The 2,371-nt window shown below is 71.7% G+C and carries 1 protein-coding gene; it reads left to right on the top strand.

The features are described from left to right. Nucleotides 1-59 precede the first annotated feature (59 nt). Nucleotides 60-2,371, top strand: a 2,312-nt coding sequence (locus AQI88_RS42095) for an acyltransferase domain-containing protein (protein ID WP_244184650.1), incomplete at its 3' end; no start/stop codon positions are given.

Here is a 2,371-nt window from a genome sequence, read left to right as displayed (position 1 = left end):
CACCGGATGCGCTGGTGGGTCACTCGCAGGGTGAGATCGCTGCGGCGACGGTGGCCGGGATGCTGAGCTTGGAGGACGGCGCCCGGGTCGTGGCCCTGCGCTCGCAGGCGTTGCGAGTCCTGTTGGGCGCCGGGGGCATGATGTCGGTGAGCGAGCCGGCTGCCCGGGTCGAGGAGCGTCTCGGCCGCTGGGACGGTCGGCTGTCGCTGGCCGCGGTCAACGGCCCGGCTGCCGTGGTCGTCTCCGGTGAGCCTGATGCTTTGCAGGAGTTGGCGCAGGAGCTGGAGGCCGACGGCGTCCGGTCCCGGATGGTCGCGGTGGACTACGCCTCGCACTCCGCGCAGGTGGAACAGCTGGAAGAGGAGATCACCTCCGTACTGGCCGCAGTGTCACCGCGGGCTGGCCGGGTGCCGATGGTCTCGGCGATGACGGGCGAGACGCTGACCGGCACTGAGCTGGATGCCGGGTACTGGTATCGCAGCCTGCGGGCATCGGTGCAGTTCGATGGGGCGGTACGCATCCTGGCCGACATGGGCCACCAGGTGTTCATCGAGGTCTCCCCGCATCCGGTGCTGCTCACGGCGATGACCGAGACGCTCGAAGAGGCCGCGCTGGAGGCAGGCCCTGGCGCGGTAGCAGGCGTGGTGTCGGGCTCGTTGCGTCGCGACGACGGTGGAACGACACGCCTGATCACCTCGCTCGCCGAGGCGTTCGTCCACGGCGCGCCCGTCGACTGGACCACGGTCCTGCCCGCCGGGCAGCGGGTGGAGCTGCCCACGTATGCCTTCCGCCACGAGCGGTACTGGCCCAAGGGACTGCTGTCCCTGTCGGCCGCAGCGCTGGCTTCGGGCGGGGATGCGGTGTCGCTGGGGCTCGGTGCGGTGGGTCATCCGCTGCTGGGCGCGGCGGTGGAACTGGCGGGTGGCTCCGGACTGGTGTGCACGGGACGGCTGTCCGTGCGCACACAGCCGTGGCTGGCCGACCATGCCGTCGGCGGCGTGATGCTCCTGCCGGGCACCGGGTTCGTGGAGCTCGTGGTCCGCGCCGGGGACCAGGTCGGGTGCGCTGTGGTGGAGGAGCTGACGTTGCAGGCGCCGTTGGTGGTGCCTGCCGACGGCAGCGGGGTGCAGGTCCAGGTCGTGGTGGCCGCAGCCGACGCCGACGGACGGCGCGAGGTCGAGGTCTTCTCCCGTACCGATGAGCCCGGCGGCCAGCAGCCGTGGGTCCAGCACGCCAGCGCGCTGATCGCCCCCGCTGGAGCGGCGAGCCAAGCCGAGGAAGACCTGACGGTGTGGCCGCCGCAGGAGGCCACACCGCTGGACATCGCGGATGTGTATGCGGTGCAGCTGGCCGATGTCTACGGCCCGTCGTTCCACGGCCTGCGAGCGGCGTGGCGTCGTGGTGAGGACATCTTCGCCGAGGTGGCACTGCCGGAGGCCGTGGCGCAGGAGGCCGCTTCGTTCGGCCTGCACCCGGCCCTGCTGGACGCGGCTTTGCATGCGGGGCTCCTGGCCGACGCCGACGGCGAGGGTGAACTGGGTGAGGTCCGGATGCCGTTCGCGTGGACGGGTGTGGAGTTGCACGCCAGTGGGGCGTCGGTTCTGCGGGCCCGGCTGCGCCGTGACGCGCAGGGCAGCCTGACGCTGACGGCGGCGGACACCACCGGCACACCGGTGGTCTCGGTGGCCTCGCTGGTGAGCCGCCCTGTCTCGGCAGACCAGTTGCAGCCGACGCACGGTGGCGTGGGTGACGCCCTGTTCAGCGTGGATTGGGTCCCGGTGGCCGAGGCCGCGGTTCCGGCCGGGGACTGGGCGCTGATCGGAGCGGACCGTTTCGCCCTGGGCGACGGGCTGAACACGGCCGGGGTGCCGGTCCGCACGTTTGCCGATCTGGCCGGGGTTGCTGCTGCGACCGAGGCGGGCGAGGTTGCTCCGCAGGTGGTGCTTGTCTGTGCGGATACGGACAGCAGTGGTGATGCGGCGCAGGCGGCTCGGTGTGCTGCCGGTGCGGTGTTGGGTCTGGTGCAGGAGTGGCTGGAGGAGCAGCGGCTGGAGTCGGCCCAGTTGGTGGTCGTCACCCGGGGTGCGGTGGCCGCGGTTCCGGGTGAGGGTGTGACGGATCTGGCGGCGGCTGCGGTGTGGGGTCTGCTGCGGTCGGCGCAGTCGGAGAATCCGGGACGTCTGGTCCTGGCCGACCTGCCCGCGACCGGCGACGGCGACCCCGTATCCGTGCTGCCGACTGTGCTGGGCAGTGGTGAGCCGGAGTTGGCGATCCGTGGCCGGAGTGCCTTTGGCCGGCGGTTGACACGTCCCTCGGGTGATCTGGTGCCGGTGGAGTGGGCTTTGGAGCCGGGTGTGGGTGCGCGGTCGTT

Origin of the sequence: Streptomyces cellostaticus, assembly GCF_001513965.1 — a bacterium.
Lineage (GTDB): Bacteria > Actinomycetota > Actinomycetes > Streptomycetales > Streptomycetaceae > Streptomyces > Streptomyces cellostaticus.
Note: the sequence above shows the minus strand (reverse complement) of the source record. Positions and strands in the feature narration are given on the sequence as shown.